The organism is Promicromonospora sp. NPDC050880 (assembly GCF_044456525.1).
Taxonomy (GTDB): Bacteria; Actinomycetota; Actinomycetes; order Actinomycetales; family Cellulomonadaceae; genus Promicromonospora.
Map to the genome: position 1 here is coordinate 130038 of NZ_JBITFV010000011.1, position 11545 is coordinate 141582.

9 protein-coding genes are annotated in these 11545 nt (G+C 73.3%); 3 read left to right on the forward strand and 6 right to left on the reverse strand.

Going from position 1 to position 11545, the window contains the following annotated elements:
• Window positions 1-78 precede the first annotated feature (78 nt).
• Window positions 79-2016: an RICIN domain-containing protein gene (locus ACIBBF_RS17920; RefSeq protein ID WP_397415862.1), complete on the forward strand. Its 1938-nt coding sequence runs from the start codon at window positions 79-81 to the stop codon at window positions 2014-2016.
• Here the strand turns inward: ACIBBF_RS17920 and ACIBBF_RS17925 are convergent.
• Window positions 2000-2983: a GntR family transcriptional regulator gene (locus ACIBBF_RS17925; RefSeq protein ID WP_397415864.1), complete on the reverse strand. Its 984-nt coding sequence runs from the start codon at window positions 2981-2983 to the stop codon at window positions 2000-2002. The genes ACIBBF_RS17920 and ACIBBF_RS17925 overlap by 17 nt on opposite strands.
• A gap of 69 nt (window positions 2984-3052) precedes the next feature.
• Here ACIBBF_RS17925 and ACIBBF_RS17930 point away from each other — a divergent pair, with 69 nt between their 5' ends.
• Together ACIBBF_RS17930 and ACIBBF_RS17935 are read left to right on the forward strand one after the other, a co-directional pair.
• Complete coding sequence (locus tag ACIBBF_RS17930) at window positions 3053-4423, forward strand: FAD-dependent monooxygenase (RefSeq protein ID WP_397415866.1); 1371 nt, start codon at window positions 3053-3055, stop codon at window positions 4421-4423.
• Window positions 4424-4457: 34 nt separating this feature from the next.
• Window positions 4458-5468, forward strand: coding sequence for a hypothetical protein (locus ACIBBF_RS17935; RefSeq protein WP_397415868.1), 1011 nt, complete (start codon window positions 4458-4460; stop codon window positions 5466-5468).
• A 35-nt stretch (window positions 5469-5503) separates the two neighbouring features.
• On the opposite strand, the gene ACIBBF_RS17940 is transcribed toward ACIBBF_RS17935, so the two are convergent.
• From ACIBBF_RS17940 to ACIBBF_RS17960, 5 genes are all read right to left on the reverse strand, one after another.
• Window positions 5504-6742 carry an MFS transporter gene (locus tag ACIBBF_RS17940; RefSeq protein WP_397415870.1) on the reverse strand — a complete coding sequence of 413 codons (1239 nt, stop codon included), beginning with the start codon at window positions 6740-6742 and terminating at the stop codon, window positions 5504-5506.
• A 355-nt stretch (window positions 6743-7097) separates the two neighbouring features.
• The gene (gene lgt, locus ACIBBF_RS17945; RefSeq protein WP_397415872.1) at window positions 7098-8156 is read right to left on the reverse strand and encodes a prolipoprotein diacylglyceryl transferase; all 1059 of its coding nucleotides are present in this window, start codon (window positions 8154-8156) and stop codon (window positions 7098-7100) included.
• A 54-nt stretch (window positions 8157-8210) separates the two neighbouring features.
• Window positions 8211-9734: a ribosome biogenesis GTPase Der gene (der, locus tag ACIBBF_RS17950; RefSeq protein WP_397415874.1), complete on the reverse strand. Its 1524-nt coding sequence runs from the start codon at window positions 9732-9734 to the stop codon at window positions 8211-8213.
• Window positions 9735-9807: 73 nt separating this feature from the next.
• Window positions 9808-10545: a (d)CMP kinase gene (gene cmk, locus ACIBBF_RS17955; RefSeq protein WP_397415876.1), complete on the reverse strand. Its 738-nt coding sequence runs from the start codon at window positions 10543-10545 to the stop codon at window positions 9808-9810.
• Between the two features lie 73 nt (window positions 10546-10618).
• On the reverse strand, window positions 10619-11533 hold the full coding sequence (locus tag ACIBBF_RS17960) for a pseudouridine synthase (RefSeq protein WP_397415878.1): 915 nt from the start codon (window positions 11531-11533) through the stop codon (window positions 10619-10621).
• Between the last annotated feature and the right edge of the window lie 12 nt (window positions 11534-11545).

The window sequence follows — 11545 nt, forward strand, 5'->3', positions numbered from 1 at the left end:
TCAGGGCATTCCCTACCTACCGAGCACTCGGTAGGTAGGGGTAGGCTCGCGGCACACCACCCACAGATGGGAGTCGCAATGACGCGCACCACCCGCACCGGGCCCCTCCGCACCGCGCTCGCCACGCTCGGTGTCCTGACCCTCGCGGCCGTCGGGCTGGTCCCGGCCGCCGCGGCCAGCCTCACCCCGGACGACCGGTCCGCCGGCCGCGGGACCGCGGCCCCGTTCGCCGCCCCGACCAGTGCCCACGTCTGGACCACGACCGCCGACGGCACCCAGCGGCTCACCGACGGCGGCGCCCTCGCCTTCGACACGGGCCCGCAGGCCACCGACATCCGCGTCGACCCGAGCCAGGTGGCGCAGCGCTTCACGGGCGCCGGGGCCTCGGTGACCGAGGCGTCCGCCGCGCTGATCAGCGCCCTGCCCTCCGGGACCCGCGACACGCTGCTGCGGTCGCTGTTCTCCCGCACGGGCGACGGCATCGGGCTGAGCTACCTGCGCCAACCGCTCGGCAGCACCGACTTCAACGCGGGCGGCTTCTACACCTACGAGGACACGCCCGGGCAGTTCAGCATCGCCCGCGACCAGCAGCAGATCCTGCCCGTCCTGCGACAGGCCCTGGCGGTGAACCCCGGCATCCGGTTCATGGGCAGCCCCTGGTCGCCGCCGGCCTGGATGAAGACGGGCGGCTCCCTCAACGGCGGCAGCCTGCGCCCCGAGAACTACGACGAGTACGCCGACTACCTGGTCCGGGCGATCCAGGCGTACGCGCAGCAGGGCGTCACGCTGAGCGACCTCACCGTCCAGAACGAACCGCTCTTCGCCACGAGCTACCCGTCCACGAGCATGACGGCGGCCCAGCAGGCCGAGTTCCTCCGGGTGCTCGACGCCCGGCTGACCGCTGCCGGGCTGGGCACCCAGATCCTCGCCTACGACCACAACTGGGACCGGCCCGACTACCCGCTGGACGTGTTCGCGGGCACGCAGGGCATCTCGCGCGTGATCGGCGCCGCGTTCCACTGCTACGGCGGCTCGCCGGAGGCGCAGGCCCAGGTCGTGGCGGCGGGCAAGCGGGTCTACTTCACCGAGTGCTCCGGGACGGACAGCGACAACGCCGCGAACACGTTCGGGGACACGCTGATCTGGCACGCGGAGAACCTCGTGGTGCGCAACCTGCGCAACGGCGGCGAGACGGTCATCACCTGGAATCTCGCGCTCGACCAGAACGGCGGACCGCACCAGGGCCACTGCGGCACCCGGTGCAACGGCGTCGTCGAGATCGCGGGCAGCTCCGTGACACGTAATGCCGAGTTCTACGTGCTGGGCCACCTGAGCAAGTTCGCAGACCCCGGCGCCCGGCGCATCGGCTCGACCACCGAGCAGCCCGGCGGGCTGCAGAACGTCGTGCTCCAGAACCCGGACGGCACCCGGGTCGCGTTCGTCGTGAACGCCTCGTCCGGCAGCCGTACCTTCTCGATCACCGACGAGGGCCGCTCGCTCACCCACACCCTGCCCGGCCGCGCGGTGGCCACCTTCACCTGGGACCCGCAGGCGTCCACCGACCCCGCCGACCCCGACCCGGCGTCCTGGTACCAGGTCGCGCCCACGGCCAGCGGCAAGTGCCTCGACGCCGCCGACTGGGGCACGGCCGACGGCACCGGCCTGCAGCAGTGGACCTGCGGCGCCGCGGACCAGGCGAACCAGCGCTGGCGCTTCACCCCCACCACGGGCGGCTGGTACCAGGTCACCAACCAGCACGCGGGCAAGGTCTGGGACGTCGACGGCGGACCGGGCGCGGTCGGCGCCGGAGCCCCCGTGCACCTCTGGTCCTTCGTGGGCGGCACCAACCAGCAGTGGCGCCCGACCGCGACCAGCGGCGGCCTCACCTTCACCGCCCGGCACAGCGGCTCGTGCCTCACCCTCGGCGCCGCGACGGGGTCCGACGGGACGCGATTCACGCAGCAGCCCTGCACGGGGGCGGCGACGCAGGTCTTCCGGCTCACGCGGGTCGGCTGACCGGCTCCCCCACCAGCACCGCGAACCCGTCGAGATGGCGGGCGAGGACGTACTCGAAGAGCACGTCAAGGTCCTCGCCCGCCCGCTCCGGCGTAGCCGCGAGCATCGGGAACCGGCCGCTGCCCAGCAGCTCGCGCCTCCGGGCACCGTGCGCCACGGTCCACCGGTCGAGCGTGACGCCGGTGTCCAGCTCGGCCTCCGCCTCGGCGGCGACCGACAGGGCCACGGTGAGCACCGTCGCGTGCAGGGCGAGCGCCTCCCGCATACGAACGGCCGGGGAGAGCCCCAACCCGTCCAGCGCGCGCAGCGTCCACTCCGTATGGGCCATCATCGCGGGCACCAGCAGCGGGCGCGTGAACGAGACGGTGCGCGGCAGCCACGGATGCCGGCGGCACAGCTCCCACTGCCGACGCGCGACCAGGGTCAGTCTGGCTCGCCACCCCGGCGGCAACCGGTCGGGCAGGACCGCCTCCCCCACCGCCAGGTCGGCCATCTCGACCAGCAGCTCGTCCTTGTTCGCCACATGCCGGTACAACGACATCGGGCCGACCCCGAGCTGGGCCGCCAGACGCCGCATCGTCACCGCGGCCAGCCCCTCGGTGTCGGCCAGCGCGATGGCCGCGCGCACCACGTCGACACGGCCCAGCACCCGCTCGGCCTGCCCCTGGGCGGGCCCGACGGATGCCGACGGCAGCGGGAGGGCCGGTGGCCGGTCCCGCCGGGCCGGCACCGTGCGCCCGGCCGACACGCCGACCACGGTGCCGGAACCCACCCGGGACTCGACCAGCCCCTCGTCGCGCAGGACGGCGATAACTCGCGTCGCCGTCGCGAGCGCCACGCCCCGGCGCAACGCGATCTGGCGGACCGACGGGACCCGGTCACCCGGTCGCAGCTCGCCCGACACGATCCGGGCACGTATCTCGGCGGCGATCGTCCGGTAGGGCGGTGCGGACTGCTGCGACGACATGGCACTCCTCCGACGGTTCGAGGGGACGCCCCAAGTGTACTAGGTCGGTTTCTCACCCGCCCAGAACACTTGTCTCCCCGTTCGTCCACTGTTCTGCGTGAATCCTCGCTACGGTCGAGACGCGGCACAACAGCGATACGCCGTACGCATCTGCGGTTCCCGCCGCACCGAGACACGCACCGCCACACCCACGACACACAGGGAGAGCACACGAAGAACCGGAGCATCCTCATCTCCGGCGCCGGGATCGCCGGACCAACCCTCGCCTACTGGCTGCACCGGTACGGCTTCGACGTCACAGTGGTGGAAGGTGCCGCGGCCCCGCGCACGGGCGGCCATGCCGTGGACATCCGTGGCACCGCGCGGGAGGTGGCCGCGCGCACCGGGATCGTCCCGGCCGTCCGCGCGGCGCACACCGGCGCTCGCGGCATGGCCTTCGTCGACGAGCGCGGCACCCGCGTCGCGTCGTTCGACCCCGCCGTGTTCGGCGACTCGGGCGGCCCCGTCGCCGAGCTCGCGATCAAGCGCACCGACCTGGCCAGGATCCTGTACGAGGCGACCCTGAACGACGTCGAGTACGTGTTCGACGACTCCGTGATCGCCGCCCAGCAGGACCACGACGGCGTACACGTCCAGTTCGCCCACGGCGAGCCACGGCACGTTGACCTGCTGGTGGGAGCGGACGGTGTGCACTCCGCAGTCCGCCGGCTGATGTTCGGCCCGCACGAGGAGTACGTGCGCGACCTGGGCCTGTACCTGTCGATGTACAGCATCACCACGGACGTGGACCTCGACGGGTGGCAGCTCATGTACACCATGCCCGGCGGCGCCGGCGGTCCGGGCCGGACCGCCGGCCTGTACCCGCAGCGCACGCCGGGCACCGCGCTGGCGGGCTTCTTCCTGCCCTCGCCACCGCTGGACCACGACCGGCGGGACGTCGACGAGCAGAAGCGGACGGTCCTGCGCGCCTTCGCGGGTCAGGGCTGGGAGATCCCGCGGATGCTCGACTCGATCTGGGACGCACCGGACTTCTACTTCGACCGGGTCGTCCAGGTCGAGGTCGACGGCTGGTCGCGCGGCCGTACCGTTCTGCTCGGGGACGCCGGCTACTGCGCGTCCCCGATGTCCGGGATCGGCACCAGCCTGGCCCTGGTGGGTGCGTACGTCCTGGCCGGGGAGCTCGCAGCGGCAGACGGCGACCACACCCGGGCGTTCCGCGCCTACGAGGACGAGATGCGGGAGTTCACGGCCCGGGCGCACGCATTCGCCCGCGCGTCCGGCGACGGCGGCCTGATGCCGCGGACGCGCGGGCAGATCCGGAGGCGCAACCTGTCCGTGCGTCTGCTGCCCTACCTGCCCCAGGCGCTGGTCGGCCGCGGCATGGACCGCGTGGCTCGGACGGTCACCCTGAAGGACTACCCGACACCGGTGCACCGCTGAACAGGGACGCCGACGAACAGCACGAGGGGGAACGATGGTGAAGGCACCGACGGGGCGGCTGCGGGCCGCCTGGATGCTGGCGCTGCTGACCACGGTGTGCGCCGAGCTGACGTTCACGGCCGTGGCGGTGCCGAGCGCGTGGCTTCTCCTGCCGCTGCTGCTGGTGATGTACGGCGCGGGCGTGCTGGTGGTACGCGAGGCCGCGGTACGCGCCGGAGGTGGCTGGCCGACCCTGGTGCTGCTGGGCCTGGTCTACCAGCTCGCGGAGGACGGTCTCGGGCTGCAGGCCCTGACCAGCCCGGACATGTACGGCGCCGCCGACTGGGGCCTGCGGGCACTCGGCGTGAACTGGAGCTACTGGGTGTCCCAGGTCGGCGTGCACGTCGTGTTCAGCGTGCTCGTCCCCGTGCTGCTGACGGATCTCCTGTTCCCCGCCCACCGCGGGCGGCCGTACCTGCGCGCCGGTGGGCTCGCCGGTGTCGGCCTGCTGGCGGTGCTGGGCGTGGTGGGCCTGCGGGTGGTCATCTCGTGGACCGAGGACCCGGGGTACCTGACCCCGTGGGGCTGGACGGCCGCGTACGTGGTGGCCATGGTGCTGCTGGCCTGGCTGGCGCTGCGCGTGGTGCCCCGGGTCCGTATGACCGTCCCGGCGCCCGCGGCGTCCGTTCCTCGGCCCGGGGTGGTAGGCGCGGTTCTCGGGCTGGCGACCGTCGTGTTCCTCCTGCTCCTCCTGCCGCCCGGGCTCGCTCCGGCGTCGCCGTTCGAGGGCACCGCCCTGCCGCTGGTGGTACCCGTGACGGCCGGCGCCCTCGTCGGGCTCGGCGCGGGGTGGGTGGTGCTGTGCTGGACGGCGGCCCCGGACTGGGGCGACCGGCACCGTGTCTGGCTCGCGGGCGGCATCCTGGTGGGACACACCGCATTCATGATGCCTGGCTCGCCCGCCACCGCTGCCGTCGGCGCGGCCACGATCGGGCTGGAGGTCGTGCTGCTGATGCTGTTGTCCCGGCACGTGGCACGCAGGACGGAGGCGATCGCCGGGCCGTAGCAGGTCCGGCGTGGGACCTGGTCCTGCCGAACCGGCTACCGTCGCAGCCGGTCCGGGGGCGCGGTGCGCGACGACGCCGCGACGACCGTCAGGCAGAGCAGCACGGCGACCACGCCGAACCCGAACATCTCGGCGTAGGTCCAGGTGTCGCGCAGCCAGGCGAGCGCCATCGGCACGAAGAACCCGAGGTAGGTCAGGGAGTAGAAGACGGCGGTGAGCCCGGCGAGCTGCCCGGGCCCGGCGATCCGCGCGACCTCGCTCAGTCCGGCCACGAGCGCCAGCCCGTACCCGGTCCCGAGCACGACGGCGGCCGCGACGCCCACCGCCAGCGACAGTGACCCGGACGCCCAGGCGGCGAGCGCCATCCCCGCCGCGATGATCGCCAGCGCGACGACGGATGCCCGGGCCGACGTGGGCGTGTCGATCCGCCGGGCGACCACCTGGATGCCGATGCCGCAACCGAGGGCCAGGATGGCCATCATCCCGGCGAACGCGATGGGCAGGCCCCCGACGTGGTCGGTCAGCAGGCTGGGCAGCACCGCGAAGGCGCAGCCGGCGCAGCCGAACACCCACGGCGCCAGCGGCACCACGACGCGCAGGAACCGCGGGTTCCGCGCGGCGGTGATGCGCAGGTCGTCGACCAGCGGGGCACGCTCGGCACGAGGCCTGGCCGGGCGGGTCTCCGGGACCCGCAGCAGCACCGCTCCGGCGAGCAGCGCCCCGGCCGCGTGCAGCGCGTAGGACAGGAGCGTGGGCCAGGGCGCGAACTGCGCGAGCATGGCGGCCACGCCCGCACCGGCGAGGAATCCCGCGGTGAGCGACAGTGAGCCACGGCGGGGTCCGGCGGCCCGGTCGCCCGCGGCGGCGCTGAGCTCCGTGACCCAGGTGGAGCCCACCGCCATGGCCAGACCGAGTGCGACGCCGCACAGCAGGCGGCCGATCGAGAGCACCACGGGGCTGGACGGGTCCAGGGCGAGCACGAGCGACCCGACCGCCGACACCGGTGCGGCGGGCAGCAGCAGCGGACGGCGGCCGAACCGGTCGGACAACGGCCCGCCGAGCAGCAGCGCCGGCACCAGACCGAACACGTACACGGCCAGCAGCGCGTCGACCATGACGGGGCCGATGTCGCCCCGCTCGCGGTACATCACGAGCAGGGGCGTGAACTCGTTGCCGCCCCAGGCCACCGCGAGCAGGACGGCGGCCACCGCCCACCAGGCCCGGCGTCCGGCGGGAACGACGGCAGAGGTGTCCCCGGGGCTCGTAGGTGGCATGCCCTCATCCTCCGCAGGACGGTGCACGGGGAACAAGCGGGGCCACTGTGAGGGTGAGCACACGACGGGTGGGTACGAGGTGCGCCCGGGGGTGCGAGGTGTGCCCGGGCGTGCGGGGTGTGCCCGGGCGTGCGGGGTGTGTCCGGGGGTACGGGCCGCGCGGGGGGCAGGCGGGTTGCGGGCCGTGCTTCCCGGGCCGACCGGCCCGAGAAGATGTGCCCCGCGGGGGGGGGGGGGGGGGGGGGGGGTGGTGGACCACCACACCCCCCCCCCCCCCCCCCCCCCCCCCCCCCCCCCCCCCCCCCCCCCCCCCCCCCCCGGGGGGGGTGCCTCCCGGGCACCTCTGGACCGCCTGTTACTTGGCCCCGGCCGGGTCGACCGGGCTCGCGTCGGGATCCACGGGGCGGTCGGCCTCGTCGGTCTCCACGCCACCGTCGGCCTTGTCCTCGGCCTTGTCGTCGGCCTTGCGGTCGGCCTTGCCGTCAGCCTCGGCCGAGGTGGTCTCCGCGTCCGGATCCTCGTCGTCGGCCGGCTCGCGGCCCGGCACGTAGACCGACAGCTCCGGTTCGGTGTGCCGACGCCCCTGGACGACGACGATCGCCACGCCGAGCAGCACCGCGATCCCCGACGTCCAGATGTTCGCAGGGATCCCCAGCGGCGCGTCGCTGGTCGGGTCGATGCGGATGGCCTCCAGCCAGCTGCGGCCCAGGCCGTACCAGACCAGGTAGAGACCGAACAGGCGGCCCCAGCGCAGGCCCGAGCCAGGCGTGTCCAGTGCCGCGTTCCGGCGGGTCACGCGCCGCTCGATCGTGAGCAGCACGGCCACGCCGACGAGGTTCCAGATCATCTCGTACAGGAACAGCGGGTGGAACAGTGTGCCCTCAGGAGTCCCTTCGGGGAACATCGGCGCGTCGGAGCGGATCTCCAGGCCCCACGGCAGCGTGGTCGGCAGGCCGAACAGCTCCTGGTTCACGTAGTTGCCGAGCCGCCCGATCGCCTGGGCGACCAGCAGGCCGGGCGCGAGGGCGTCGGCGAAGGACCAGAAGCGCAGGCCGGAGATGCGGCACCCGATCCAGACACCGACGGCGCCGCCGAGCAGGGACCCGAACAGGGCGTTGCCGCCCTCCCAGATCCGCACCCAGGCCCACGGGTCCACGCCGGGCCCCGTGAAGTCACCCAGGTGGGTCAGCACGTGGTAGATGCGGGCGCCGACGATGCCGATCGGCACTGCCCACATCGCGACGTCGAGCGCGAGCCCGGGCGCGGCACCCCGCGCCCGCAGGCGCCGGTCGGTGATGTACGCGGCGGCGGCGATACCCGCCAGCAGGCACAGAGCGTAGGTGTGGATGGTGAGCGGGCCCAGGCTGAACTGCGACCACACGGGGTCGGGGCTGGGGATACTGGCCGGAAGCACGACCCGAAGGTACCGCGATCGGGCGGCCCGGTGGGCATCGGACCGCCCGAGTCGTCAGCGGCGGCGCTTCTCGCGGACGCGGACCGAGATCTCGATGGGGGTGCCCTCGAAGCCGAACGTCTCGCGCAGGCGACGCTCGATGAACCGGCGGTACCCGGCCTCGATGAACCCGGTGGCGAAGATGACGAACCGCGGCGGACGCGTCGAGGCCTGCGTCGCGAAGAGGATGCGCGACTGCTTGCCGCCCCGGAGCGGGTGCGGGTGCGCGGCGACGAGCTCGCCGAGGAACGCGTTGAGCTTGCCGGTGGGGATGCGCCGGTCCCAGGACGCCAGCGACCGCTCGATCGCGGGCACCAGGCGTTCGGCGTGCCAGCCGGTGCGCGCCGAGAGGTTGACCCGCGGGGCCCACTGGATCTGCACGAGCTCCTTCTCGATCTCCCGCTCGAGGTAGGGGCGGCGGTCCTCGTCCATGAGGTCCCACTTGTTGTACGCGATGACCAGCGCACGACCGGCGTCCACGACCTGCTGGATCACGCGGATGTCCTGCTCGGTCAGCGGGTTGGACGCGTCCACCAGGACCACGCCGACCTCCGCCTTGTCGATCGCGGCGGCGGTGCGCAGCGACGCGTAGAAGTCGGCGCCCCGGGTCTGGTGCACGCGGCGCCGGATGCCCGCGGTGTCCACGAACCAGTACGGGGTGCCGCGCAGCTCGATGAGCTCGTCGACGGGGTCGCGCGTGGTCCCGGCGACCTCGTCGACGACGACGCGCTCCTCGCCGGCGATCTTGTTCAGCAGCGACGACTTGCCGACGTTGGGCCGCCCGACGAGCGCCACGCGGCGCGGGCCGGCGGGCCGCAGCGTGCCGTGCGCCGACGTCGTGGGCAGTGCCTTGATCGCGGCGTCGAGCAGGTCGCCGGTGCCTCGGCCGTGCAGCGCGGAGACGGGGTACGGCTCCCCCAGGCCGAGGGACCACAGGTAGGCGGCGTCCGCCTCGCCGGAGGCGCCGTCCACCTTGTTGGCGGCCAGCACCACGGGCTTGCCGGACCGCCGCAGCAGCTCGACCACGCGCTCGTCGGTCGCGGTGGCGCCCACGGCGGCGTCGACCACGAAGACGACGGCGTCGGCCAGGGAGATGGCCACCTCGGCCTGCTCGGCGACCTTGGACTCGATGCCCGCGACATCGACCTCCCAGCCGCCCGTGTCCACGAGCATGAACCGGCGGCCGGACCACTCCGCCGGGTAGGACACGCGGTCGCGCGTCACGCCCGGCTTGTCCTCGACGACGGCCTCGCGGCGGCCGAGGATGCGGTTCACGAGGGTCGACTTGCCGACGTTCGGCCGTCCGATGATCGCGAGCACCGGCAGGATCTGCTCGGCCTCGGACTCCTCGTCGGACCACTCGGCGTCCAGGAGCTCCTGGTCCGCCTCGTCGAGCTCGAACTCCGCCAGGCCGGCGCGCAGCGCCCGCTCGCGCGCGAGGTCGTCCTCCGTCTCGTTCAGGTCGAGCTCGAGGGCAGCATCATCTCGGGCCGCGGCGTCCAGCGCAGCAGCCTCCGATGCAGAGGAGTCGTGGGTCATGCTCCCTATTGTCGCAGGCCCGCCGCCCTGAGGCCGACCCACGCGGGTATGACCTGCCACACCGCGCCGCGGCTCACGCCGACGGCGCGACCTCGCGCCCCGTCGCCCGTGCGACCACCGCGAGCACGGCGTCGACCGTCTGCTCGAAGTCCAGGTCGCTGGAGTCGACGGTCACCACGCCGTCCGCGGCGACCTGGAACTGCGTCACCTTCGCGTCGTCCTGGTCACGGCGCAGCACCTGGTCGCGCGTGGCGTCCACGGCCGAGTCGTCGGCGGCGCCGTGCACCTCCAGCGACCGGCGGCGCAGGCGTGCCTCCTCCGAGGCGGTCAGCAGCACGCGGACGTCGGCGTCGGGCGCCACGACCGTGGTGATGTCGCGCCCCTCAGCGACGATGCCGCGCCCGCCCGAGCGCACGGCCTGCGTCGTGCTCGACTCCTGGTCGATGAGCTCCCGCTGGAGCCGCTTGAGCTCGGCACGCACCTCCAGGTTGGAGGCGACCTTGGACACGTTCGTCGTGACCTCGGTGCTGCGGATCGTCACCGAGACGTCCCGCCCGTCCAGCTCCACACCGGGCGCGGCCGGGTCGAGCCCCATGACCAGCGGCATCGCGCGGACGGCGGTCGCCACCGCCGTCGCGTCGTCCAGGTCCGCCGTCTCCATGCTCCACACCGTGGCCGCGCGGTACATGGCACCGGTGTCGAGGTAGGCCAGCCCGAGCCGCGCCGCGACCGCCTTGGACACGCTGGACTTGCCGGACCCGGAGGGGCCGTCGATGGCGATCACCACAGGACTGGTCACGTACTCGCTCACTTCCGTTGAGTGCTGGATATCTGTTGCTGGAGTGCGTCCCGGGCCACGAGTACCCAGCACTCAGCGGACGAGGTTACAGGTCCACCGCGTTCATCAGGGTGCCCAGCTCCGTGCGGCCCAGCACCCGGGTGCGGCCCGGCTTGAGGTCACCCAGCGGGATCGGGCCGATGCGGGTGCGCACCAGGCGCGTCACCGGGTGGCCGACCGCCTCGAACATGCGCCGGACGATGCGGTTGCGACCCTCGTGCAGCACGACCTCCAGCATCGCGAGGCCGTCGATCTGCTGGAGCACGTGCACCGCGTCCATCTTCGCGACGCCGTCCTCCAGCTCGACGCCCTTCAGCAGCTCGCGGCCGGTGCGCGGGTACACCTCGCCCTCGACGGTGACCAGGTAGGTCTTGGCGATGCCGTACTTCGGGTGCGAGAGCCGGTTGGCCAGCTCGCCGTCGTTCGTCAGGAGCAGCAGGCCCTCGCTGTCCGCGTCGAGCCGGCCCACGTGGAACAGGCGCTCCTCGCGGTTCTTGATCAGGTCGGCGACGGTCGGGCGCCCCTTCGGGTCGTCCATCGTGGAGACCACGCCGAGCGGCTTGTTCAGGGCGATCGTCACCTTCGCCTGGTCGAGCTGGATCCGCAGCCCGTCCACGTGCACGACGGCGGTCGCCGGGTCGATCCGCACCCCGAGCTCCGTGACGATCTGGCCGTCCACCTCGACGCGTCCGCTCGCGATGAGCTCCTCGGAGGCCCGGCGGGAGCCCAGACCAGCCTGGGCGAGCACCTTCTGCAGCCGCACGCCGTCCTCGACGTGCACGTCACGGCCCTGCTCCGCGGGCTTCGCGGGCCGACGCCGGGGCGCGTTCGCCTGGGCGCGGCTCTTCGCGGAGCTGCCGCCCCGGAAGTTCTTGCCGCCCTTGCCTGCATGGTCGGCACGGCGGGGCTGCTGGCCACCACTGGATTCGCGGCGGCTCCCGCCGCGGCGTTCGTTGCTCATGATTCGTCTCTC